We start from the raw sequence: 23983 nt of genomic DNA on the forward strand, positions 1-23983 counted from the left end.
GGTGCATGTCGTACTCGCCGGCGGGGGGACCGCCGGCCACATCGAGCCTGCGCTCGCGCTCGCCGATGCCCTGCGGAGGCAGGATCCGACGGTGGGCATCACCGCCCTCGGCACCGAGCGGGGTCTGGAGACCAGGCTGGTGCCCGAACGCGGCTACGAACTCGCGCTGATCCCGGCCGTGCCGCTGCCGCGCCGGCCCACCCCCGAACTCATCACCGTGCCCGGCCGGCTGCGCGGCACCATCAAGGCAGCCGAGCAGATCCTGGAGCGCACCAAGGCCGACTGCGTCGTCGGCTTCGGCGGCTACGTCGCCCTGCCCGGCTACCTCGCCGCCAAGCGGCTCGGCGTGCCGATCGTGGTGCACGAGGCCAACGCCCGTCCGGGCCTGGCCAACAAGATCGGCTCCCGGTACGCCCACGCGGTCGCCGTCTCCACCCCCGACAGCAAACTGCGCGACGCCCGTTACATCGGCATCCCGCTGCGCCGGTCCATCGCCACCCTGGACCGCGCCGCGGCCCGCCCCGAGGCCCGGCACGCCTTCGGCCTCGACCAGAACCTGCCGACGCTGCTCGTGTCGGGCGGCTCGCAGGGTGCCCGCCGGCTCAACGAGGTCGTCGCCACCGTCGCCCCGCGGCTCCAGCAGTCCGGCGTGCAGATCCTGCACGCGGTCGGCCCCAAGAACGAGCTGCCCAAGGCCGACAACATGCCCGGCATGCCGCCGTACCGCCCCGTCCCGTACGTCGACCGGATGGATCTCGCGTACGCCGCCGCCGACATGATGCTCTGCCGGGCCGGCGCCATGACGGTCGCCGAGCTGTCCGCGGTCGGGCTGCCCGCCGCGTACGTGCCGCTGCCGATCGGCAACGGCGAGCAGCGGCTCAACGCCCAGCCCGTGGTCAAGGCGGGCGGCGGCCTGCTGGTCGACGACGCCGAGCTGACGCCGGACTGGGTGCTCGGCAACGTGCTGCCCGTCCTCACCGACCCGCACCGCCTGTACGACATGTCCCGCGCCGCCGCCGAGTTCGGCCGCAGGGACGCCGACGACCTGCTCGTCGGCATGGTGTACGAAGCGGTGGGCGCCCGCCGGGCACGATAGAGCCCGGCGGGAGTCGATCAGCGGGGAGTCAGACGTGGCAGGCGTGACAGGACCCGGCGCCGGTACCGGAGCCAGACCCGAGCAGCGCGGCGGCGGCCGCCCCGAGCGCCCCGGCGGGCGCCCGCCGGGGCGCGCCGGGGGAGCCGCGGGCGGCCGTCCGTCCGGCGGCGCCCGCCCACCGGGCGAATCCGGGGGCGGGCGGCGGCCGCGGCTCACCCCTCCCGCACGCCGCACGCTGCTGATCGTCCTGGTGGCGCTCACCGTCCTGCTGGGCGGCGGAACATGGGCGGTCTACGGCTCCCCGTGGCTGCGCGCCCGCACGGTGAGCGTGCACGGCACGGGGGTGCTCACCGCGCAGCAGGTGCGCAAGGCCGCGGGGGTGCCGCTGGGCGGGGCACTGGTCTCGGTCGACACCGGGGCGGTGCGCGCGCGGCTGCTCAAGGAGCTGCCCCGGCTGAAGGACGTTCGGGTGCACCGGGCGTGGCCGCACACCGTGCGTATCGACGTCACCGAGCGCACCCCGTCGGCGATCCTGAAGAGCGGCGCCAAGTTCACCGAGGTCGACCGGGACGGGGTGCGCTTCGCGACGGTCGACCGGGCGCCGGCCGGGGTGCCGCTGGTGGAATTGACGCCGGATCAGACGGCGAGCTTTCGGCATTTCGGAACAAAAAGACTGCTGCAGGGCGCGATTACCGTCGCGGGCCGGCTGCCGGATTCCCTCGCCGGGCGGGCGACCGCGATCCGGGTGCGTTCCTACGACGCGATCACCGTCGAACTCACCGGCGGCCGCGACGTCATGTGGGGGAGCGCGGACGACAGCGCCGCGAAGGCCGCGGTGCTCACGGCCCTCATGAAGGCCGAACCGCACGCCACGCACTACGACGTGAGCGCCCCCACCGCCCCTGCCGCGTCCGGAAGTTGATGTGTGAGGGACGTCCGCTTCGCTAGTATTCGACCCCTGGTTCACGGAACCGGGGCGTGATCACATAGGGTCAAAAGAAAAACGGGAGGTTCGGCGTGTTCGTTGAACCTCCACCGCTTGTCGACTTAGTGTCTCGTCCCAAAGGAACACATGGGACAGGCGTACTGGTAACCCTAAACCTCAGGGTTAGGGTTCGGAACGGCCCGGCGAGCGTACCGACCGTCCCACACACTTCGTAAATCGAGGCGAGAGGCCTTCGACGTGGCAGCACCGCAGAACTACCTCGCAGTCATCAAGGTCGTCGGCATCGGCGGCGGTGGCGTCAATGCCATCAACCGGATGATCGAGGTCGGTCTCAAGGGCGTCGAGTTCATCGCGATCAACACCGATGCGCAGGCCCTGCTGATGAGCGACGCCGACGTCAAGCTGGACGTCGGCCGGGAGCTGACCCGCGGGCTCGGCGCCGGGGCGAACCCGGACGTCGGCCGGAAGGCCGCCGAGGACCACCGCGAGGAGATCGAAGAGGTGCTCAAGGGCGCCGACATGGTCTTCGTCACCGCGGGTGAGGGCGGCGGCACCGGCACCGGCGGCGCCCCCGTGGTCGCCAACATCGCCCGCTCGCTCGGCGCCCTGACCATCGGTGTGGTCACCCGCCCGTTCACCTTCGAGGGCCGCCGCCGCGCCAACCAGGCCGAGGACGGCATCGCCGGCCTGCGGGAGAACGTCGACACCCTGATCGTCATCCCCAACGACCGGCTGCTGTCCATCTCGGACCGCCAGGTCAGCGTGCTGGACGCGTTCCGCTCCGCCGACCAGGTGCTGCTGTCCGGTGTGCAGGGCATCACCGACCTCATCACCACCCCGGGTCTGATCAACCTGGACTTCGCCGACGTGAAGTCCGTCATGTCGGAAGCCGGTTCGGCCCTCATGGGCATCGGCTCGGCCCGCGGCGACGACCGCGCGGTGGCCGCCGCCGAGATGGCGATCTCCTCGCCGCTGCTGGAGGCCTCCATCGACGGCGCCCGCGGGGTGCTGCTGTCCATCTCGGGCGGCTCCGACCTCGGGCTCTTCGAGATCAACGAGGCCGCCCAGCTGGTGAGTGAGGCCGCCCACCCGGAGGCCAACATCATCTTCGGCGCGGTCATCGACGACGCGCTCGGCGACGAGGTCCGGGTCACCGTGATCGCAGCCGGCTTCGACGGCGGCCAGCCGCCGAGCAAGGCGGCCGGGCGGGACAAGGCGCAGGGCTCCACGTACTCCGCGCACGACGGCGGTGCCACCGGCGCGGCCGGTCCTGGCCGCGGCGCCGAGTCGCAGCCGCGGCCGGTGTCGCCCTTCAACGGCCTCGGTGTGCCGTCCGCGATCCCTGCCGAGCGCGAGGCCGAGCCGGTCGCCGAGACCTCGGTGCCGCCGGTCACCCCGCCGGTGGTCCCGCCGGCCCGGCCGTACCAGGACACCGCGGCCGAAGAACTCGACGTCCCCGACTTCCTGAAGTGACCGCCCGGACGTGATAGGGCACCGCAGCACAGCGAACGGCGCGCATTTCGCCTTCACCGACCGGTGGGGCGGGGTGAGCGCCGTTCCGTACGACAGCCTCAACCTCGGCGGAGCGGTCGGCGACGACCCGGCCGCCGTCGCCGCCAACCGCGACCGGGCGGCCCGCGAACTGGGCCGCGACCCGGGGCGGGTGGTGTGGATGAACCAGGTGCACGGCCGTGAGGTCGCCGTCGTCGACGGCCCGTGGGGCGACAGGCCCGCCCCGGCCGTCGACGCCCTCGTCACGACCCGCGCCGACCTCACCCTCGGGGTGCTCACCGCGGACTGCGTGCCGGTGCTGCTCGCCGACCCGGTCGCCGGGGTCGCGGCCGCCGCGCACGCCGGGCGGCCGGGGATGACGGCGGGGATCGCGACCGCCGTGATCGAGACGATGATCACACTCGGGGCCGACCCGGAGCAGACGATCGCGTTCCTCGGCCCGTCGGTTTGCGGTAAATGCTATGAAGTGCCCGCCGAGATGCGGGACGCGGTCGCGTCCGCCGAACCGGCGGCGTACGCCGAGACGAGTTGGGGCACGCCGGCGCTCGACGTGGCCGCTGGGGTGCGCGCGCAACTGCTGCGCGCCGGAGTGCGCGCCGTGGAAGGACCCGAGGTGTGCACCCTGGAGTCCGCCGACCACTTCTCCTACCGCCGCGACAAGACCACCGGCCGGCTCGCCGGCTACGTATGGCTGGACGGTGCGCGATGAGCGGTACGGGCGAAGAAGGCCCGGAGCCCGGCGCGCGCGCAGCCCAGCTCGCCGCCAACCTGGCCCGGGTCGAGCAGCGGATCGCGGACGCCTGCGCCGGCGCGGGCCGGGACCGCAAGGACGTCACCCTCGTCGTGGTCACCAAGACCTACCCGGCCACCGACGTACGGCTGCTGGCCGGACTCGGCGTCCGCGAGGTCGCAGAGAACCGCGACCAGGAGGCCGCGCAGAAGGCGGAGGAGACCGCCGATCTGCCGCTCAGCTGGCACTTCGTGGGCCAACTCCAGACCAACAAGGCGCGATCGGTGGTCCGTTACGCTGACCACGTGCACTCCGTCGACCGGCTCCGGCTGGTCGGCGCGCTGTCCTCCGCGGCCACCGCCGCCGGGCGGCGCGTCGGCTGCCTGGTCCAAGTCGCGCTGGACGCCGGGGAAACGGCGGGCGCGGGCGGGCGCGGGGAGCGCGGCGGGGTGGCGCCCGGCGCGGTGCCCGAACTCGCCGACGCGATCGCGGCGGCCCCCGGGCTCCGGCTCGACGGGCTGATGACGGTCGCGCCGCTGGCCGGAGCGTACGCGGGCCAACCCCGCGCCGCCTTCGACCGGTTGAGGGAAATCTCATCCCGCCTGCGCGAGACGCATCCGGCTGCCACCATGGTCTCGGCAGGGATGAGCCAGGACCTCGACGAAGCGGTGGCGGCCGGAGCGACACATGTGCGCGTCGGAACGGCGGTACTCGGAGTCCGTCCCGGGCTCCGGTAACGTCACCAAACAAGTCGGACCACAGCATAAATATGGTGTGGCGGCCGTCCCCGGCGGACGGCTGAGGACCGCAACACCCCGCTGAGAGGACGCAGAGCATGGCCGGCGCGATGCGCAAGATGGCGGTCTACCTCGGCCTCGTGGAGGACGACGGGTACGACGGCCCGGGTTTTGACCCGGACGACGAGTTCGAGCCGGAGGTGCCCGCGCCCCCGGCGCGTGTCGCGGCCGAGCCGGAGCGCGCCCCCCGCCGACCGCACAGCCAGCACGTGGCGCCGAGCCCGCACCAGCCGCAGCAGGAGGAACCGCCGCGGCTCGTCCACGCTCCCGCTCCCCGCGAACCGCGGATCGCCCCCGTGGCGTCCATCACACCCGAACGTCACAGCCTGGAGAAGAACGCAGCGGTGATCATGCCCAAGGTCGTGTCAGAACGCGAGCCGTACCGGATCACGACACTTCACCCCCGGACCTACAACGAAGCCCGTACCATCGGGGAACACTTCCGCGAAGGCACCCCGGTGATCATGAACTTGACGGAGATGGACGACACGGATGCGAAGCGACTTGTCGACTTCGCGGCGGGTCTGGTCTTCGGCCTCCACGGGAGCATCGAGCGGGTGACGCAGAAGGTGTTTCTGCTGTCGCCTGCTAACGTCGATGTCACGGCGGAGGACAAGGCCCGGATCGCCGAGGGCGGGTTCTTCAACCAGAGCTGAACGAACGCAACCGTAGGGACCCGGCCGGCAGGCCGAGAAGCAGGGGAGAGGGAAGCGCGATGAATGTGGCACTCCAGGTGCTGTTGATCGCGCTGTGGTGCTTCTTCTTTGTGCTGATTTTCCGATTGGTGATGGACTACGTCTTCCAGTTCGCCCGCTCATGGCACCCTGGGAAGGCGATGGTGGTGGTCCTGGAGGGCACTTACACTGTCACCGATCCGCCACTCAAGCTCCTGCGGCGGTTCATCCCACCGCTGCGCCTCGGGGGTGTGGCGCTCGACCTGTCCTTCTTCGTACTGATGATCATCGTTTACATCCTGATCAACGTTGTTGGGAGCTTCATGTGAACGGTGCGAGTTCCCGATATGTCGACGATCACGTTGAGGTGAAGAGATGCCGTTGACCCCCGAGGACGTTCGGAACAAGCAGTTCACGACCGTCCGCCTCCGTGAGGGCTATGACGAGGATGAGGTCGACGCCTTCCTCGACGAGGTGGAGGCGGAACTGACCCGCCTGCTCCGCGAGAACGAGGACCTGCGCGCCAAGCTGGCCGCCGCGACTCGTGCCGCGGCCCAGGCCGGGCAGCGCAAGCCCGAGCCGCAGGACCGGCCTGTGCCCGCTGCCATATCCGGACCGCAGCCGGTGCAGCAGCAGATGCCGCAGCAGATGGGTCCGCCCCAGCAGCAGGGCGGCATGCCGCAGCTTCCCCCCGGCCCCAGCGCCCAGCAGCACGGTCCTGGCCCCGGTCAGCACCCGATGCAGCAGCAGGGTCCCGGTCCGATGGGCCAGCACCCGATGCAGGGCGGCCCCGGCCCGATGGGCCAGCACCCGATGCAGCAGCAGGGTCCCGGTCCGATGGGCCAGCACCCCATGCAGGGCGGCCCCGGCGGTCACCCGATGCAGCAGCAGGGTCCCGGCGGCGACAGCGCGGCCCGCGTGCTCTCGCTCGCCCAGCAGACCGCCGACCAGGCGATCGCGGAGGCCCGTTCCGAGGCCAACAAGATCGTCGGCGAGGCCCGCAGCCGCGCCGAGGGCCTGGAGCGGGACGCCCGCGCCAAGGCCGACGCGCTGGAGCGGGACGCCCAGGAGAAGCACCGCGTCGCGATGGGCTCGCTGGAGTCCGCCCGCGCCACGCTGGAGCGCAAGGTCGAGGATCTGCGCGGCTTCGAGCGGGAGTACCGCACGCGGCTGAAGTCCTACCTGGAGTCCCAGCTGCGCCAGCTGGAGAACCAGGCGGACGACTCGCTCGCCCCGCCGCGCACCACCCCGTCCGCGCCGTCCCTCCCGGCGGCCGCGTCCCCGATGGGCGGGACGATGGGTGGCAACGGGATGAGCAACGGCATGAACGGGATGGCTCCGGCCGGCGCCGGTGCGATGAGCCACAACGGCTCGTCCCCCGCCTTCGGCGGCGGACCGGGCATGGGCGGCCACACGCCCGGCCCGACGTACGGTGGCCAGCAGCAGCAGATGGCGCCCGCGATGACGCAGCCGATGGCTCCTGTTCGCCCGCAGGGCGGGCCTTCCCCGCTCCAGCAGGCGCCCACGCCGATGAGGGGTTTCCTCATCGACGAGGACGACAACTGATTGCCGCCTGACGGCACGCAGTAGGGCCGGGCCTCCCGGGGGTTGCACCCCCGCGGAGGCCCGGCCCTTTTGCGTGCGCGGGGCCGCGCTTGCGAAAACGCCCGCCCCGCGCCGCAGATGAAAACGCTCACCCGCGGCGCGGGGACCGGATCACGCCCTCCGCAGGGAGAAGCTCAGGGACAGGGCCTCGTCCGTGAAGGGGGAGCCGAAGCCTTCGGAGGGGGCGCCCTCCGCGAAGTCGACGGCGAGAACCTCCTCCGAGATGAGCGCGGCGTGAGCCGCGAGCGCGGCGCCGAGCTCGGGGTTGGACGTCGTCCAGCGGACGGCGATCCGGTCGGCCACGTCGAGGCCGCTGTTCTTGCGGGCCTCCTGGACGAGCCGGATGACGTCGCGGGCCAGGCCCGCGAGCCGCAGCTCGGGGGTGATCTCCAGGTCGAGGGCGACCGTGGCACCGGAGTCGGAGGCCACCGACCAGCCCTCGCGCGGGGTCTCGGTGATGACGACCTCCTCCGGGGAGAGCTCGATCGCCTCCCCGTCCACCACCACGGAAGTGGCCCCGCGCTCCCGCAGCTCCGCGGAGAGCGCGGCCGCGTCCGCGGCGGCCACGGCGGCGGCGACCGCCTGGACGCCCTTGCCGAACCGCCTGCCCAGCACCCGGAAGTTGGCCTTCGCGCTGGCGTCCACCAGCGAGCCGCCGACCTCGGAGAGGGACGCCAGCGAGGAGACGTTGAGCTCGTCGGCGATCTGCGCCCGCAGCTCCTCGGTGAGGTCCTCGAAGCCCGCGGCGGCGACGAGCGCGCGGCGCAGCGGCTGCCGGGTCTTGACGCCGGACTCGGCGCGGGTCGCCCGGCCCAGCTCCACCAGCCGGCGCACCAGCTGCATGCGGGTGGACAGCGCCGGGTCGACGAGCGCCTCGTCGGCGACCGGCCACGTCGCGAGGTGGACGGAGTCCGGCGCGTCCGGCACGACGGGCACGACGAGGTCCTGCCAGACCCGCTCGGTGATGAACGGCACCAGCGGCGCCATCAGCCGGGTCACCGTCTCGACCACGTCGTGCAGGGTGCGCAGCGCGGCCGCGTCGCCCTGCCAGAAGCGGCGCCGGGAGCGGCGCACGTACCAGTTGGACAGGTCGTCGACGAAGGCGGACAGCAGCTTGCCGGCGCGCTGGGTGTCGAAGGACTCCAGCGCCCCGGTGACGTCCCGCACGAGCACGTTGAGCTCGCCGACCAGCCAGCGGTCCAGCAGCGGGCGGTCCGCGACGGCCGGGTCGGACGCGGAGGGCGCCCAGCCGGACGTACGGGCGTAGAGGGCCTGGAAGGCGACGGTGTTCCAGTACGTGAGCAGCGTCTTGCGCACGACCTCCTGGATCGTGCCGTGCCCGACCCGGCGGGCCGCCCACGGGGAGCCGCCGGCGGCCATGAACCAGCGCACCGCGTCGGCGCCGTGCTGGTCCATGAGCGGGATCGGCTCCAGGATGTTGCCGAGGTGCTTGGACATCTTGCGGCCGTCCTCGGCGAGGATGTGGCCCAGGCACACCACGTTCTCGTACGCGGACCGGTCGAAGACCAGGGTGCCGACGGCCATCAGCGTGTAGAACCAGCCGCGGGTCTGGTCGATCGCCTCGGAGATGAACTGCGCGGGGTACGTGCGCTCGAAGACGTCCTTGTTGCGGTACGGGTAGCCCCACTGCGCGAAGGGCATCGACCCCGAGTCGTACCAGGCGTCGATGACCTCGGGCACCCGGGTCGCGGTGCCGCCGCAGCGGCCGCACGCGAAGGTGACGTCGTCGATGTACGGGCGGTGCGGGTCCAGGCCCGACTGGTCGGTGCCGGTCAGCTCGCCCAGCTCGGCCAGCGAGCCGACGCAGGTGAGGTGGCCCTCTTCGCACGTCCAGATCGGCAGCGGGGTGCCCCAGTAGCGGCTGCGGGACAGCGCCCAGTCGACGTTGTTGTCCAGCCAGTCGCCGAAGCGGCCGTGCTTGACCGACTCCGGGTACCAGGTGGTGCGCTCGTTCTCGCGCAGCAGCGCGTCCTTGACCGCGGTGGTCCTGATGTACCAGGACGGCTGCGCGTAGTACAGCAGCGCGGTGTGGCAGCGCCAGCAGTGCGGGTAGCTGTGCTCGTAGGGGACGTGCCGGAAGAGCTTGCCGGACGCGGTCAGCTCGGCGACCAGCGCCTCGTCGGCCTTCTTGAAGAAGACCCCGCCGACCAGCGGCACCTCGGGCTCGAAGGTGCCGTCCCGGCGCACCGGGTTGACCACCGGGAGGCCGTAGGCGCGGCAGGCCTTGAGGTCGTCCTCGCCGAAGGCGGGGGACTGGTGGACCAGGCCCGTGCCGTCCTCGGTCGTGACGTACTCGGCGTTGAGGACGAAGTGCGCGTCCGGGATGTCGACGAGGGTGAAGGGCCGCTCGTACGTCCAGCGCTCCATCTCGCGGCCGGTGAAGGTCTCGCCGGTCGGCTCCCATCCTTCGCCGAGCGCCTTGCCGAGCAGCGGCTCGGCGACGACGAGCTGCTCGGTGCCGTCGGTCGCCACCACGTAGCGGACGTCCGGGTGCGCGGCGACGGCGGTGTTGGACACCAGCGTCCACGGCGTGGTCGTCCACACCAGCAGCGCCGCGCGCCCGGCGAGCGGGCCGCTCGTGAGCGGGAAGCGGACGTAGACGGACGGGTCGACGACCGTCTCGTAGCCCTGCGCCAGCTCGTGGTCGGACAGGCCGGTCTGGTCGCGCGGGCACCAGGGGGCGACCCGGTAGTCCTGCACGAGCAGGCCCTTGTCGAAGATCTGCTTGAGCGACCACCACACCGACTCGACGTACTCCGGGTCCATCGTGCGGTAGGCGTCGTCCAGGTCCACCCAGTAGCCCATCCGGGTGGTCAGCTCGGCGAAGGCGTCGGTGTGCCGGGTCACCGACGCGCGGCACCTCGCGTTGAACTCCGCGATGCCGTACGCCTCGATGTCCTGCTTGCCGGTGAAGCCCAGCTCCTTCTCGACGGCCAGCTCCACGGGCAGGCCGTGGCAGTCCCAGCCCGCCTTGCGGGTCACGTGGTGGCCCTGCATCGTCTTGAAGCGCGGGAAGACGTCCTTGAAGACCCGGGCCTCGATGTGGTGGGCGCCGGGCATGCCGTTCGCGGTCGGCGGGCCCTCGTAGAAGATCCAGTCGGGCAGCCCGCGGGTCTGCTCCACGGAGCGGGCGAACGTCTTGCGCTCGCGCCACAGCTCCAGCACCTCGTGTTCGAGGGCGGGCAGGTCGACCTGCGCGGGCACCTGGCGATACTGCGGCTGGCTGGTCGGGCTCATCGCGGACATTCCTCCGGCGGACGCTGGGACACTCCGTCGAAGGGACGAGGACGCCGGAGCGCTCCCGCGGTACCACCCTCCTTGGCGGTGGAGGACTTCCCACCGCCCCCTCATTGGGGTCAGCGATGCCGGTTCTACTCACCCGGCGGCCGACTGCGCGGCCCCGCGGGTTTTCTTCCGGCGGCTCCGGGCTGATCTTCACCCCGCGCACACCCCCGGGCTTCCACCGTCCCCGGGTCGCTCTCGGCTGCGTGCGGCGCTACTCGTCCCATCCACGCCGGTTCGCTGCCGCTCAGTGTACGGCCGCGCGCGGACCTGCGCCGCCGGGTTTCCCGCCGCGGCCCGGCAGCCGCGGGGCCGGCGGCCCGCTGACCCGAATGCCCTGCTCCGCGCGCCGGGGCGGCAGGTGTCGCGCATCGTTGCGCCATGTACCGGAATACCCGGCGGTGAGCTGGGCAGGACGAGGAAGCTCAACGTTGCGAAGGGGTCGCGGTCATGGCCGTGAAGGAGTCGGCGGACCAGCCGGCGGAACCGCCCGCGAAGAAGGCCGCGAAGAAGGCGGCGAGGAAAACGGCCAGGAAAGCAGCCAAGAAGACGGCGAAGAAGGCCGCCGCCAAGGCGCCGACCGGGAAGACCGCTGCCGAGAAGACAGCTTCGGCCGCCCCGGCAGGTGGGAAGAAGGCCGCGGCCGGGAAGGAACCGGTGAGCGACGAGCGCACCGGTCGTGACGGGCCCGAGACAGGAGCTGGCACTGTGGGTGTGGAGAAGACGGCGGCAGGTACGGCCGCGAGCGGCGTCCCTGCGGCACGCGGTACGGCCGGGGCCGCGGACCTCGCGGTCCTGCCCGGGGAGGACCCGTGGACGCCCGAGGAGGTCGCGGAGGCCCGCGCGGAGCTGACCGGGGAGGTCGACCGGCTGCGGGCCGAGATCGAGTCCTCCGCGCAGGCCGTCGCCGGCCTGCTGCGGGACGGTGCCGACAGCGGCGGCGACGAGGCCGACACCGGCGCGAAGAACATCAGCCGGGAGTACGAACTGGCTCTCGCCGCCAACACCCGCGAGACGCTCCAGCAGGCCGAGCACGCCCTGCGGCGCCTCGACGAGGGCACGTACGGGCTGTGCGAGGTGTGCGGCAACCCGATCGGCAAGGCCAGGATGCAGGCCTTCCCGCGCGCCACCCTGTGCCTGGACGACAAGCAGCGCCAAGAGCGGCGATGACCCGCCCGTGGCCGGTGCCGTACCCTCGTCACAGGCGGGCGCACCGGCCCGTACGTGCTGAGGGCTGAGGGACCACGTGACGGAAGCGGAGCGCACCATCATCACGCCGGACGACGACGCCCCGGGGCGGACGGACGAGCCCGCGGAGCCCGCCGGGGGCGCGCCCGAGTCCGCCGCCGCGTCCACGGCGGTCCGCAACCGCCTCATCCTCGTGCTGGCAGGTGTCGCGGCCTTCGCGTACCTGCTGGACCTCCTCACGAAGATCTGGGTGACCAAGAGCCTCGAAGGCCACGACTCCATCGACCTGCTCGGGCACTACCTGCGGCTCGACGCCATCCGCAACGGCGGCGCGGCCTTCGGCATGGGCCAGGGCATGACGATCGTCTTCACGCTGGTCGCGGCCGGTGTGATCGTGGTCATCGCCCGGCTGTCCCGCCGCCTGCACAGCACCCCCTGGGCCGTCGCCCTCGGCCTCCTGCTCGGCGGCGCGCTCGGCAACCTCACGGACCGCGTCTTCCGCGCGCCCGGCGGCTTCCAGGGCCACGTCGTCGACTTCGTCGCCCCCGCGCACTTCGCCGTCTTCAACCTCGCCGACTCGGCGATCACCTGCGGCGGCGTTCTGATCGTCCTCCTCTCCTTCCGCGGGATCGACCCCGACGGCACGCGCCACCGGGACTGACGTCCCGCCGGGCGGAGCGGGGCCCGGGGCCCGGCGGGTCCGGCATACTCATTGGGTGAGTACCGCACCGGAAGTCCGCTCGTTGCCCGTGCCCGACGGCCTGGAGGGCGAGCGCGTCGACGCCGCCATCGCCCGTATGTTCGGCTTCTCCAGGACCAGGGCCGCCGAGCTCGCCGCAGGCGGCAAGGTGTCGCTGGACGGGGCGCTCGCCGGGAAGTCGGAGCGGGTGCACGGAGGTGCGTGGCTGGAGGTCGAGATGCCCGCGCCCGCGGCCCCCGTGCGGGTCGTCGCGGAGCCCGTGGAGGGCATGGAGATCGTCCACGACGACGACGACGTCGTGGTGGTCATGAAGCCCGTGGGAGTGGCCGCGCACCCCAGCCCGGGGTGGTCCGGGCCGACCGTGATCGGCGGGCTGGCCGCGGCGGGCTACCGTATCGCCACCTCCGGGGCCGCCGAGCGGCAGGGGATCGTGCACCGGCTGGACGTCGGGACGTCCGGGCTCATGGTCGTGGCCAAGTCGGAGCACGCCTACAGCCTGCTCAAGCAGCAGTTCCGGGAGCGGGTCGTCGACAAGCGCTACCACGCGCTCGTCCAGGGGCACCCGGACCCGATGAGCGGCACCATCGACGCGCCGATCGGGCGGCACCCCACGCACGACTACAAGTGGGCGGTCGTCGCGGACGGCAAGCCGTCGGTGACGCACTACGACCTGATCGAGGCGTTCCGCTCGGCCAGCCTGCTGGACATCAAGCTGGAGACGGGCCGCACCCACCAGATCCGGGTGCACATGTCCGCGCACCGCCACCCCTGCGTCGGCGACATCACCTACGGCGCCGACCCGACGATGGCCCGCCGGCTGGGCCTGACCCGGCAGTGGCTGCACGCCAAGCGCCTGGGCTTCGAGCACCCGGCGGACGGCTCGTGGGTGGAGTTCAGCAGCGAATACCCGCCGGACCTGGAGCACGCGCTGGAGACGGTGCGGGCGGAGAGCCGGTGAGCGCGCCGGTCACCGCCGTACGGATCGTCGCGGCCGGGGACACCGCGGGCATGGCCGCGGTGCATGCCGTCCGGCACGAGGTCTTCGTGGTGGAGCAGGGCGTCCCGGCCGACCTGGAGTGGGACGGCAAGGACAGCCGGGCCGTGCACGCGCTCGCTGAGGGCGGCGGCACCGGGCGGCTCCTGCTCGGCGCGGACGCAGCGGCGAAGAACGGCGGCGACGAGCAGCTGGCGGTGCTCGGCCGGCTCGCGGTGCTGAAGGCCGCGCGCGGTACGGGCCTGGGCGCGCTGCTGGTGCGGGCGCTGGAGGAGGAGGCCGCACGGCTCGGCCTCGCGGGCGTCTACCTGGAGGCCCAGGTCCACGCGATCGGCTTCTACGAGAAGCTCGGCTACACCGCGTACGGCCCGCAGTTCCAGGACGCCGGGATCGCCCACCGCGCGATGCGCCGCACCTGGCGCCCCTGAGCCCGCGCGGCGCCCCGGACCGTACGGCCGTTCGGGGCGCGCGGCGGCCCCGCGGCGGCGCGGGGGATCGCTCGGGCGGCCTGCGGCGCGCCCCGCGGCCGTAACGCACCCCGCAGGGCACGCTGGCGGGCGTGGACCAGCTCGCCCTGTTCTTCTCGCTCATGCTCGCGGCCGTCGTGACGGTGCCGCTCGGTGACCGGCTGGGGCTGCCCGCGCCGGTGCTCATGACGCTGTTCGGCGGGATCCTGGCGCTGATCCCGCAGGTCCCCAACGTCCGGATCGACCCGGACTTCATCCTGCCGCTGCTGCTCCCGCCGCTGCTCTACGCCGCGGTCCAGCGCACCTCGTGGCGGCAGTTCGCGGCCAACCGGCGGGCGATCTTCCTGCTCGCCGTGGCACTGGTCTTCGTCACGACGACGGCGGTGGCCGCCGTCGTGGACGCGGTGGTGCCGGGCATCACGGTGGCCGCGGCCTTCACGCTGGGCGCGCTCGTCGCACCGCCCGACCCGGTCGCGGCCACCGCGGTGGCAGGCCGCCTGGGGCTGCCGCGCCGCATGATCTCGATCCTGGAGGGCGAGGGGCTCTTCAACGACGTCACGGCGATCGTGCTCTACCACGTGGCCGTCGACGCGGCGGTGTCCGGGCACTTCTCGGTGGGCCACGCGCTGCTGGAGTTCGTGCTGTCCGCGGTCGTCGCGGTCGCGGTGGGGCTGGTGCTCGGCTGGGGCGCCAACAAGCTCATGGGCGTGGTGGGCGACCCGACCCTGCAGATCGGGCTGTCGCTGCTGGTGCCCTTCGCCTCGTACGCCATCGCCGAGGAGCTGTCGGGATCGGGCGTGCTCGCGGTGCTGACCAGTGGGCTCTTCCTCGCCGAGTACGCGTTCGAGGCGGACGACGTGACCGCGCGGCTGGCCGGCACGACCTTCTGGCAGATCATCGACACCCTGGTCACCGGGATCGCCTTCGGGCTCATCGGCCTGGAGCTGCACCACGTCTTCAGCGTCGGCGCCGGCAACTGGGGCCCGATGACGCGCGACGCCCTGCTCGTCGTCGCGGTCGTCGTCGGGGTGCGGCTGCTGTGGCTGCTGCCGGCCGCGTGGGTGGCCCGGCGGCTGCACAAGCTGCGCGACATGGACGAGGACATCCCGATGACCTGGCGGGAGACCGTCGTCATGTGGTGGTCGGGGATGCGCGGGGTGGCGTCGGTCGCGCTGGCGCTCGCCATCCCGCTGGAGACCGACCACAGCGGCGCCTTCCCGGCCCGCCCCGAACTCCTCTTCATCGCCTTCGCCGTGGTGCTGGCCACCCTCGTGCTGCAAGGGCTCACCCTGCCGTGGCTGGTCAAGCGGCTCGGGGTGAGCAGCGACATCGACGCCGAGCACGAGCTGGAGCACGCGCTGGCCGTCCGCGCCATGGCCGCCGCGCGCGACCGGCTCAGGGAGATCGAGCAGAACGAGCCCATCGACGAGGAGCTGTCGGAGGTGCTGCACCGGCGGGCCTTCGACATGGGGGCGCGCATCTCGCCGGACATCGTCGACGAGGAGCGGCGCGAGTCGCACGCGCGCCGGCTCAAGCGCGTCAGGTCGCTGCGCCGGATCCAGGACGACATGATGTCCGCCGCCCGCCACGAGGTGCTGGCCGCGCGCAGCGAGCCCGGCAACGACCCGGAGGTCGTCGACCGGGTGCTGCGGCACCTGGACCTGCGCTCGATGCGCGGCTGACCGGGCCGCGCCGCGGACCACCGGGCGGGGCTGTCGGTGCGGGCTGGCACGATGGGGCACGCAAGGCGCAGCAGGCAGAAGCGAGGGAGCCGCCGTGACGATCGTCCTCTTCCACTCCATGTACGGGCTGCGGCCCGCCGTGCGGGAGGCCGCGGAGCGGCTGCGGGCCGCGGGCCACGAGGTGGCGGTGCCCGACCTGTACGGCGGCCGGACGGCGGAGACCGCCGAGGAGGGCCTGGCGCTGCGCGACGAGATCGGCCGCGACGAGCTGCTGCGCCGCGCGGTGACGGCGGCCGCCCCGTACTCGGAGGGCGGCACGGTCTACGCCGGCTTCTCGCTCGGCGGCTCCATCGCGCAGAACCTGGCGCTCGGCGACGAGAAGGCCCGCGGGCTGCTGCTCCTGCACGGCACCTCGGACATCGCCGACGACGCCTCGACCGGCATCCCGGTGCAGCTGCACGTGGCCGACCCGGATCCCTTCGAGCCGGACGACTGGCTGAACGCCTGGTATCTGCGGATGCGCCGGGCCGGCGCCGACGTGGAGGTGCACCGCTACCGCGGCGCCGGCCACCTCTTCACCGACCCCGGGCTGCCCGACCACGACGCCGAGGCGGCGGAGCGCACATGGGCGGTCGCGCTGGACTTCCTCCGGGAGCTGGAGGCCTGAGCGGGGGGGCGCCCCGCCTCCCGTACAACGGCAGCGGCCGGGCGGGGACCTCCCCGCCCGGCCGCTTACACGCCCCGGGTCACTTCTTGAGCCGGGTCACTTCTTGAGCTGGGCGGCGAAGGCCTGCACGACCTGGTCCGAACTCATCCCCGGCACCTTCACCTGGGTGCCGTTGACCAGGACGTACGGGGTGCCGCCCTGCTGCACGTCGGACGACGCGTGGTTGTACTTGTCGCTCATCGCCAGCGCCCAGCGGTCGAAGGTGCCCTTCTTGACCGCATCGGAGAACTTGGCGTTGCCCTTGAGCGCAGGGACCTGCTGGGCGATCGAGATGAGCTTGTCGGGGCTCTTGTAGGCGTCCGAGGTCTCCTCGGGGTGGTTCTTCTCCGAGTAGAGCGCCTGGTGGTACTGCTCGAAGGCGTCCACCGAGACGTTCAGGGCGGCACCGAGGGCGCTCAGCGCGCGCTTGGAGCCCTGGCCGTTGTCGTGGTTGTCGATGAAGGTCGCGAAGGTGTAGTCGATCTGGTACTTGCCGTCCTTGGCGCCCTGCAGCACCGCGGCACCCGCCGCCTGCTCGTAGGCGGCGCAGATCGGGCAGCGCAGGTCCTCGTACTCCTTGACGACGTTCTTGTTCTTCGGGTCGCCGATGATGATCGTGGTGCCGTCGGTGCCCGAGGTGTTGGCGGGCTTGACCAGCTTGTTCTTTGCCGCCTGCGACCAGTAGCCGGGCTTGTTCATCTCGTTGACGGCGTAGGCGACACCGCCGGCTATCGCCACCAGGGCGATGACGCCGCCGCCGACCAGCAGCTGGCGGCGGACCTTGGCGCGCTTGGCTTCCTTCTCGCGCTGGACGCGCAGCCGCTCGCGGGCCGCGGCCTTGGCGGTCTTGCTGTTGCGCTGGCTCATGACAGATCTCCGTGGATACGCGTGTGGGTGTGGGGTGTGCCGGTCCTGCGGTCAGAGAGCGACCGGGACGGGCGGACCACGGCGTACGACGGCGTGGTGGAGCCGGTGGCCGGAGGGCCGCCCCGGCACCGTGACGCGGGCGGCGCGCGGGACGCGGCGCGGCCCGGCGGCCAGGGCGCCGCGGACGGCGGCCACGGCCAGCAGCAGCGGGCGGAAGGCGGCGAGCACGGCGGCGCGCACCAGCCGGCCGAGCGCGGCCTCACCGCGCCGCAGCCAGAACGAGGCGAGCAGCCCCGCCGCGACGTGCCCGGCCAGCAGCAGCCAGGGCAGCGCCCCCGCGGAGGCGACCGCGGCGGTGCCCTGGGCGCCGCCCGGGACCGCGGCCACCGACGAGGCGAACGTCGCGGCGTGCTCGGGGCCGACGTGGCCGTGGCAGAGCACCGCCTCGTTGAAGGAGCGCCACGAGCCGGTCACCGGGCCGCCGGCCGGCCCGTAGCAGGCCTGCTGCCCGGTGGTCAGCAGGGTGTCCAGGGCCAGCTCCATCGGCACCATCAGGCCGGCCAGGGCCCAGAAGCCGCACTCCGGCCGCGCCGTGACGAGATAGGCGAGGCCGAAGACGGCGGCGAAGGCGCCGGCGACCGCGGGCAGCGGCAGCGGCGCCTTGGCCATCAGGACGTGCGAGGTGGAGGCGAGGGTGACGCAGAGTGCGGCGAAGACGGCAGCGCGCAGCGCTCTCAGCGCCCGCAGCGCTTGCGGCCGTATCTCCTCCATGGGAGCAGAGTGTGCCACGGGAACCTGTATGCGTGACCTAAGATCTGCCGGACTTCCGCGAACCCCCGGCGGCGGGCGGGGTTCGGCGGCCGATGTCACAGCCGGGTCGTAGACTCACCGACGCCGCCGGACAACCGTTTCCCGGCGGTCCGTTCCCCGCCGGAGGTGTCGCGCCTTGACCGATCAGCCCTTCGCTCACCTGCACGTCCACACCCAGTACTCGCTGCTGGACGGAGCGGCGCGACTGAAGGACATGTTCAAGGCGTGCAACGAGATGGGGATGAGCCACGTGGCCATCACCGACCACGGCAATCTGCACGGCTCCTACGACTTCTTCCACCAGGCCCAGGCCGCCGGGGTCACCCCCGTCATGGGCATCGAGGCGTATCTCGCGCCCGAGTCGCGCCGCTACAACAAGCCGGTCAAGTGGGGTGCCCCGCACCAGAAGAACGACGACGTGTCCGGCGCGGGCGCGTACACCCACATGACGATCTGGGCGCGCAACAGCACCGGCCTGCACAACCTCTTCCGCGCGCAGTCCCGCGCCTCCTTCGAGGGGTATTTCCGCAAGCCCCGCATGGACCGCGAGCTGCTCAGCGAATACGCCGAGGGCCTCATGGGCACCACCGGCTGCCCGTCCGGCGAGATCTCCACCCGCATCCGGCTCGGGCAGATGGACGAGGCGGTCAAGGCCGCCGGCGAGTACCAGGACATCTTCGGCAAGGACAACTTCTTCGTCGAGATCATGGACCACGGCATCGACATCGACCGCCGGGCCCGGGCCGGCCTGGAGGAGATCGCCAAGAAGCTCCAGGCGCCCTTCGTCGTCACCAACGACTCGCACTACACCTACGCGCAGGAGTCCGCGGCGCACGACACGCTGCTGTGCATCCAGACCGGCTCGAACATGTCGGACCCGGACCGCTTCAAGTTCGACGGTTCCGGCTACTACCTGAAGTCGGCCGCCGAGATGTACGCCATCGACTCGTCCGACGCCTGGCAGGAGGGCTGCCGCAACAGCCAGCTGCTGATCGCCGACCGCGTCGACACCGAGGGCATGTTCAAGTTCCGGAACCTGATGCCCAAGTTCGACGTGCCCGAGGGCTACACCGAGGTCACCTGGTTCCGCGAGGAGGTCGCCCGCGGCATGGCCCGGCGCTTCCCCGGCGGCATCCCCGAGGACCGGCAGAAGCTCGCCGAGTACGAGATGGACACCATCATCCAGATGGGGTTCCCGGGCTACTTCCTGGTCGTCGCCGACTTCATCATGTGGGCGAAGAACAACGGCATCGCAGTCGGCCCCGGCCGCGGCTCCGCGGCCGGTTCGATCGTCGCCTACGCGATGGGCATCACCGACCTCGACCCCGTCCCGCACGGCCTGATCTTCGAGCGGTTCCTCAACCCCGAGCGCATCTCGATGCCCGACGTCGACATCGACTTCGACGAGCGCAGGCGCGGCGAGGTCATCCGCTACGTGACCGAGAAGTACGGCTCCGACAAGGTCGCCCAGATCGCCACCTACGGCACCATCAAGGCCAAGGCCGCGATCAAGGACTCCGCCCGCGTGCTGGGCTACCCGTTCTCGATGGGCGACCGGATCACCAAGGCGATGCCCGCCGACGTGCTCGGCAAGGGCATCCCGCTGTCCGGCATCACCGACAAGGACCACCCCCGCTACAGCGAGGCGGGAGAGGTCCGGGCGATGTACGAGAACGAGCCGGACGTGACGAAGGTCATCGACGCCGCGCGCGGCATCGAGGGCCTGGTCCGGCAGATGGGCGTGCACGCCGCCGGCGTGATCATGTCCGCCGAACCGCTCATCGACCACGTGCCGATCTTCTCGCCGAAGAACGACGGCGCGGTCGTCACGCAGTGGGACTACCCCAGCTGCGAGTCGCTCGGCCTGCTGAAGATGGACTTCCTGGGCCTGCGCAACCTGACGATCATGGATGACGCGGTCAAGTCGATCAAGGCCAACAAGGGCATCGACATCGACCTGCTCGCGCTGCCGCTCGACGACCCCAACACGTACGCGCTGCTCTCCCGCGGCGACACGCTCGGCGTCTTCCAGTTCGACGGCGGCCCCATGCGCGCCCTGCTGCGCATGATGAAGCCCGACAACTTCGAGGACATCTCCGCCGTCTCGGCCCTCTACCGGCCGGGCCCGATGGGCATGAACTCGCACATCAACTACGCCCTGCGCAAGAACAAGCAGCAGGAGATCACCCCCATCCACCCGGAGCTGGAGGAGCCGCTCCGGGAGGTCCTGGAGGTCACCTACGGCCTGATCGTGTACCAGGAGCAGGTGCAGAAGGCCGCCCAGGTCCTCGCCGGGTATTCCCTCGGCCAGGCCGACCTGCTGCGCCGCGCGATGGGCAAGAAGAAGAAGGAGGTCCTGGACAAGGAGTTCATCCCCTTCCAGGCCGGCATGCGCGAGCGCGGCTACTCCGACCAGGCCATCCAGGCCGTGTGGGACGTGCTGGTGCCCTTCGCCGGATACGCCTTCAACAAGGCGCACTCCGCCGCGTACGGCCTGGTGTCCTACTGGACGGCCTACCTGAAGGCGAACTACCCGGCCGAATACATGGCGGGGCTGCTCACCTCGGTCAAGGACGACAAGGACAAGATGGCGCTCTACCTCAACGAGTGCCGCCGGATGGGCATCAAGGTGCTGCCGCCGGACGTCAACGAGTCCAACGCCAACTTCACCCCGCGCGGCGACGACACGATCGTCTTCGGCCTCACCGCGGTCCGCAACGTCGGGCAGAACGTGGTCGAGTCCATCGTCAAGTGCCGCAAGTCCAAGGGCCGTTACGCGAGCTTCCCGGACTTCCTCGACAAGGTCGAGGCGGTGGTCTGCAACAAGCGGACGGTCGAGTCGCTCATCAAGGCGGGCGCGTTCGACGCCATGGAGCACACCCGGCGTGGCCTGACCGAGCACTTCGAGCCGATGATCGACAACGTGGTGCAGGTCAAGCGCAAGGAGGCCGAGGGGCAGTTCGACCTCTTCGGCGGTGCGGACGAGAGCGGCGACGACGGGCCCGCCTTCGGGATGGACGTGGTCTTCTCCGACATCGAGTGGGACAAGACGTACCTGCTCGCCCAGGAACGCGAGATGCTCGGCCTCTACGTCTCCGACCACCCGCTGTTCGGCATCGAGCACATCCTCGGCGACAGGGCCGACGCGGCGATCTCCGCGCTCGCCGGCGACTACTCGGACGGCGCGATCGTCACCATCGGCGGCATCATCTCCGGCCTCCAGCGCAAGATGACCAAGCAGGGCAACGCGTGGGCCATCGCCACCGTCGAGGACCTGGGCGGCTCGGTCGACTGCATGTTCTTCCCCGCCACCTACCAGCTGGTGTCCACCCAACTCGTCGAGGACACCGTGGTCTTCGTCAAGGGCCGGCTCGACAAGCGCGAGGACATCCCGCGGCTGGTCGCGATGGAGCTCGCGGTCCCCGACCTGACGGACGTCGGCGCCAACGCGCCCGTGCACATCTCCATCCCGACGGTCAAGGTCACCCCGCCGCTGGTGGCCCGGCTCGGCGAGGTGCTGGAGAGCCACAAGGGCAACACCGAGGTACGGGTGCGGTTGCAGGGCGCCCGCACCACCACGGTGCTGCGGCTGGACCGGCACCGGGTGACGGCCGACCCGTCGCTCTTCGGCGACCTCAAGGCGCTGCTGGGCCCGGCGTGCCTGGGATCGGGCCAGCAGGCGGGCTGAGCGCCCCTCCCGGGCGCGGAACGCAGGACGGGGGTGCCCTCCCGAAGGAGGGCACCCCCGCGCCGTACCGCACGCGACCTGGGTGACGTACGGGCCGTACTTCCGGCGTGGCGGGTTCAGTTGTGGCCGAACCGCTTCTGCTGGTGCTTGCGCGACACCTGGGTCGTGCCCGGCATCACGTGCTCCTCCGACTGCGGGCTGCGGCCCTGCTCCCGGGTCTCCGTCGAGGACCGCTGCGGGTCCTGCTGCGGGGAGCGGCGGTTCGGGTTCTGGTTGCGGTTCTTCGCCACTGTCGTGCCTTCCTCTGGGGGAAATGACGGCCGAGGGGCCTGCCTCCCTGCGGGCTTCCCGCCCGGGGGCTCGTAGCCGAGCGGCCGAGATCAGACTTGCATGCGGGGACGAAGCGCGCATTTCGGGCAGTTGGTGTTCTGTGACGCTCCGCGACTGACGGAAAACCGCCCACCGCCACGCCGAAGATCGCGTTCGGGCTCATAACGCCCCGGCATTCGGGCAGACTCGGGGGGACCTGGGGGGATTCACTGCCGAGGGGGCGACCGGAAGAGGTGCGATATGGACCGCTGCGTCGTCCTGGTGGACGCCGGGTATCTGCTGGGTGCAGCGGCGAGCCTTCTGGCCGGTGAACCCTCGCGTTCCCGGATCGTCGTCGATCATGCCGCCGTCGTCGCCGGCCTGCGGGAAAGGGCCGAACTCGAGACCGGCCAGCCGCTGCTGCGGATCTACTGGTTCGACGGGGCGCCCGACCGCGTTCCGCAACCCGAGCACCGCCGGCTGCGCGTCATGCCCCGGGTGACGGTACGGCTCGGCGCGCTCACCCGCACGGACGGCCGCTGGGCGCAGAAGGGCGTCGACGCGGCCATGCACGCCGAACTGTCCGAGCTGGCCCGCAACCGGGCCTGCTCCGACATCGTGCTCGTCACGGGCGACGGCGACCTGCTGCCCGGCATGATGTCCGCCAAGGAGCACGGCGTCGCCGTGCACCTGTGGGCCGTGCAGGCCGCCGACGGCGACTACAACCAGTCCGAGGACCTCGTCGCCGAGGCCGACGAGCGGCGCGTCCTCGACCGCGAATGGATCACCGCGGCGATCCACGCGCGCGACGGCGTCTGCCCGCCCGCGGGCGGCAGCCACGGCGCTCTCGGCGCCGACATCGGCCCCGAGATCGCCGCGATCCTCTCCGCGCCGCTGCCCGATCGCGCCGCGCCGCCCGCGCCCCCGGCGGAGCCGCACCCGGCGCCGCCCGAACACCCCGGCGACGAGGGCGCGCAGGACGCTCCCGCGGGGGGCGGCGGCAGCAACGGCGCGGGCAAGGGCGTGCCCACACCCAAGGACCTCGCGAGCTTCGGCAAGCACCACGTGCCCGCGGCCCCGCCCGGCCAGTCCGCGCCGCAGCCCGCGCCCAGCGCCACCCTGCGGTGGTCCTCCGACAAAGGGTGGACCGACCGGGGCACCGCCGACGTCCCCGACACCAGCGGCCTTCCCACGCTCGCCCAGCTCACCACCGCGGAGCAGCGGTGGGCCGACCGCGAGGCCGACATCACCGCGGTGAGCGGCGATCCGTACGAGGTCGGGCAGGTCTTCGCGCGGCGCTGGACGGCGCGTATCAGCGAGCCGGGACAGCTTCAGCAGCTGTCCGCGCACTATCCGCGGGTGCCGCACCGGATCGACGGTGAGCTTTTGCGGTACGCGGCGAGGTTTGGGTTGCTGGCGCACAAGGACGATCAGATCGATGAGCATGATCGCTACGCGATCCGGGCGGGGTTCTGGCGCGAGGTCGATACGCGGACGGGGACGCCTCGCTCTCCGGCGTAGGGCTGCGGGGCTTCGGGGTGCCCCTTGTGGTTTGCTGCGCGGGCTTGCGTCGGTGGGGTTGCGCGCGCCTACGCGGCGCCGGCCGGCACATCGGGTGCAGGCTCGCGCCGCTGGGTGTTGCCCGGCGGGGTATCGCGCTTCTGCTTCGGTGGGTGGGGTCGGGGGCCACTGGCGGGGGTACCTCCTCGGAATGCGCGTTCGCCCTCTTCCGCGTTCGGTGCCGGGCTGGGAGGCGCATTCCTGCGGGGGCAGCCCCGGATCGTCCCCCTCCCGACGTCTCGTCGGCGGCTGCCCGCCGGTGGGGGCGGGGGTGGGTGGGGTGACGTGCCCCTCGTGCGTTGCGTTGGTGGCTGCCCTGCCGGTGGGGGTGGGGGTAGGTGGGGAGAGC

20 protein-coding genes are annotated in these 23983 nt (G+C 72.0%); 16 read left to right on the forward strand and 4 right to left on the reverse strand.

Going from position 1 to position 23983, the window contains the following annotated elements:
* Window position 1 precedes the first annotated feature (1 nt).
* The 8 genes from murG (at window position 2) to IH54_RS0131310 (ending at window position 7321) form a co-directional block, all read left to right on the forward strand.
* Window positions 2–1096: an undecaprenyldiphospho-muramoylpentapeptide beta-N-acetylglucosaminyltransferase gene (murG, locus tag IH54_RS0131275; protein ID WP_031523364.1), complete on the forward strand. Its 1095-nt coding sequence runs from the start codon at window positions 2–4 to the stop codon at window positions 1094–1096.
* Window positions 1097–1130: 34 nt separating this feature from the next.
* Entirely contained in the window at window positions 1131–2018 is an 888-nt protein-coding gene (locus tag IH54_RS0131280; protein ID WP_063762412.1) for a cell division protein FtsQ/DivIB, read from the forward strand.
* A gap of 261 nt (window positions 2019–2279) precedes the next feature.
* Complete coding sequence (ftsZ, locus tag IH54_RS0131285) at window positions 2280–3515, forward strand: cell division protein FtsZ (protein ID WP_031523368.1); 1236 nt, start codon at window positions 2280–2282, stop codon at window positions 3513–3515.
* Between the two features lie 10 nt (window positions 3516–3525).
* Complete coding sequence (gene pgeF / locus IH54_RS0131290; RefSeq protein WP_031523370.1) at window positions 3526–4263, forward strand: peptidoglycan editing factor PgeF; 738 nt, start codon at window positions 3526–3528, stop codon at window positions 4261–4263.
* Window positions 4260–5021 carry a YggS family pyridoxal phosphate-dependent enzyme gene (locus IH54_RS0131295; protein ID WP_052398077.1) on the forward strand — a complete coding sequence of 254 codons (762 nt, stop codon included), beginning with the start codon at window positions 4260–4262 and terminating at the stop codon, window positions 5019–5021. The genes pgeF and IH54_RS0131295 overlap by 4 nt, the downstream gene beginning before the upstream one ends.
* A 98-nt stretch (window positions 5022–5119) precedes the next feature.
* On the forward strand, window positions 5120–5737 hold the full coding sequence (sepF, locus tag IH54_RS0131300; RefSeq protein ID WP_031523375.1) for a cell division protein SepF: 618 nt from the start codon (window positions 5120–5122) through the stop codon (window positions 5735–5737).
* A 59-nt stretch (window positions 5738–5796) separates the two neighbouring features.
* Window positions 5797–6084 carry a YggT family protein gene (locus tag IH54_RS0131305; protein WP_031523378.1) on the forward strand — a complete coding sequence of 96 codons (288 nt, stop codon included), beginning with the start codon at window positions 5797–5799 and terminating at the stop codon, window positions 6082–6084.
* Window positions 6085–6130: 46 nt separating this feature from the next.
* On the forward strand, window positions 6131–7321 hold the full coding sequence (locus IH54_RS0131310; protein ID WP_031523380.1) for a DivIVA domain-containing protein: 1191 nt from the start codon (window positions 6131–6133) through the stop codon (window positions 7319–7321).
* A gap of 150 nt (window positions 7322–7471) precedes the next feature.
* Here the strand turns inward: IH54_RS0131310 and ileS are convergent, their stop codons facing one another.
* Window positions 7472–10618: an isoleucine--tRNA ligase gene (gene ileS / locus IH54_RS0131315; protein ID WP_031523382.1), complete on the reverse strand. Its 3147-nt coding sequence runs from the start codon at window positions 10616–10618 to the stop codon at window positions 7472–7474.
* Window positions 10619–11113: 495 nt separating this feature from the next.
* On the opposite strand from ileS, the gene IH54_RS0131320 reads away from it, so the two are divergent.
* From IH54_RS0131320 to IH54_RS0131345, 6 genes are all read left to right on the forward strand, one after another.
* Window positions 11114–11833, forward strand: coding sequence for a TraR/DksA family transcriptional regulator (locus tag IH54_RS0131320; RefSeq protein ID WP_031523384.1), 720 nt, complete (start codon window positions 11114–11116; stop codon window positions 11831–11833).
* 76 nt (window positions 11834–11909) lie between these two features.
* Window positions 11910–12512 (forward strand): signal peptidase II, encoded by a 603-nt coding sequence (gene lspA / locus IH54_RS0131325; protein WP_031523385.1) that lies wholly within the window; start codon window positions 11910–11912, stop codon window positions 12510–12512.
* Window positions 12513–12567: 55 nt separating this feature from the next.
* Window positions 12568–13509, forward strand: a complete 942-nt coding sequence (locus IH54_RS0131330) for an RluA family pseudouridine synthase (RefSeq protein WP_031523386.1) — start codon at window positions 12568–12570, stop codon at window positions 13507–13509.
* A 50-nt stretch (window positions 13510–13559) separates the two neighbouring features.
* On the forward strand, window positions 13560–13973 hold the full coding sequence (locus tag IH54_RS0131335; protein WP_052398079.1) for a GNAT family N-acetyltransferase: 414 nt from the start codon (window positions 13560–13562) through the stop codon (window positions 13971–13973).
* A gap of 131 nt (window positions 13974–14104) precedes the next feature.
* A complete protein-coding gene (locus tag IH54_RS0131340) occupies window positions 14105–15694 on the forward strand; it encodes a Na+/H+ antiporter (protein WP_031523388.1) in 1590 nt (529 codons plus the stop codon).
* 43 nt (window positions 15695–15737) lie between these two features.
* Window positions 15738–16361, forward strand: a complete 624-nt coding sequence (locus tag IH54_RS0131345; protein WP_420711811.1) for a dienelactone hydrolase family protein — start codon at window positions 15738–15740, stop codon at window positions 16359–16361.
* A 96-nt stretch (window positions 16362–16457) separates the two neighbouring features.
* Here the strand turns inward: IH54_RS0131345 and IH54_RS0131350 are convergent, their stop codons facing one another.
* Window positions 16458–17267, reverse strand: a complete 810-nt coding sequence (locus tag IH54_RS0131350) for a thioredoxin domain-containing protein (RefSeq protein WP_031523391.1) — start codon at window positions 17265–17267, stop codon at window positions 16458–16460.
* A gap of 51 nt (window positions 17268–17318) precedes the next feature.
* Complete coding sequence (locus IH54_RS0131355) at window positions 17319–18038, reverse strand: hypothetical protein (RefSeq protein ID WP_031523393.1); 720 nt, start codon at window positions 18036–18038, stop codon at window positions 17319–17321.
* 175 nt (window positions 18039–18213) lie between these two features.
* On the opposite strand from IH54_RS0131355, the gene dnaE reads away from it, so the two are divergent.
* Entirely contained in the window at window positions 18214–21765 is a 3552-nt protein-coding gene (gene dnaE / locus IH54_RS0131360; protein WP_031523395.1) for a DNA polymerase III subunit alpha, read from the forward strand.
* A gap of 116 nt (window positions 21766–21881) precedes the next feature.
* Here the strand turns inward: dnaE and IH54_RS45840 are convergent, their stop codons facing one another.
* Entirely contained in the window at window positions 21882–22055 is a 174-nt protein-coding gene (locus IH54_RS45840) for a hypothetical protein (protein ID WP_159012187.1), read from the reverse strand.
* Between the two features lie 280 nt (window positions 22056–22335).
* Here IH54_RS45840 and IH54_RS0131370 point away from each other — a divergent pair, with 280 nt between their 5' ends.
* Window positions 22336–23595 carry an NYN domain-containing protein gene (locus IH54_RS0131370; RefSeq protein ID WP_031523397.1) on the forward strand — a complete coding sequence of 420 codons (1260 nt, stop codon included), beginning with the start codon at window positions 22336–22338 and terminating at the stop codon, window positions 23593–23595.
* The last annotated feature ends 388 nt before the right edge of the window (window positions 23596–23983 follow it).

Source organism: Streptomyces sp. NRRL F-5123 (genome assembly GCF_000721495.1).
Classification (GTDB): domain Bacteria; phylum Actinomycetota; class Actinomycetes; order Streptomycetales; family Streptomycetaceae; genus Actinacidiphila.